This window comes from Roseateles oligotrophus, from assembly GCF_025717515.1.
Lineage (GTDB): Bacteria > Pseudomonadota > Gammaproteobacteria > Burkholderiales > Burkholderiaceae_C > Paucibacter_A > Paucibacter_A oligotrophus.
Window position 1 is genome coordinate 1 of record NZ_JAJIRN010000054.1, and the last position, 301, is coordinate 301.

At 60.8% G+C, this 301-nt stretch carries 1 protein-coding gene; it reads left to right on the top strand.

Annotated elements, in window-relative coordinates; all coding sequences use genetic code 11:
* The coding region (locus LNV07_RS25410; RefSeq protein ID WP_409993996.1) for an ABC transporter permease subunit at positions 1–301 on the top strand (301 nt) is incomplete at both ends.

A 301-nucleotide genomic window follows, 5' to 3' on the forward strand; every position in this document is an offset into this window, starting at 1 on the left:
AGTCGGGTCGTATATGTTTGCGCTGCTGGCCAGCCCGCATTTGAGCGAGAACTTCGAGGCCTTCCGGGCCGCCTTCCCGGATGGCCTGCACTCGCCGCTGTGGTTGATCATTCCACTCGGCGCTGGCCTGGCCGGCTTCTTCGGCGTGATGCTGGGGGCGCCTACGCTCAAGCTGCGCGGTGACTATCTGGCCATCGTGACGCTGGGATTTGGCGAAATCATCCGGGTGTTTTTGAATAACCTTGAATATCCGGCCAACATCACCAACGGCCCACGCGGCATTGGGCAGATCGACTCGATC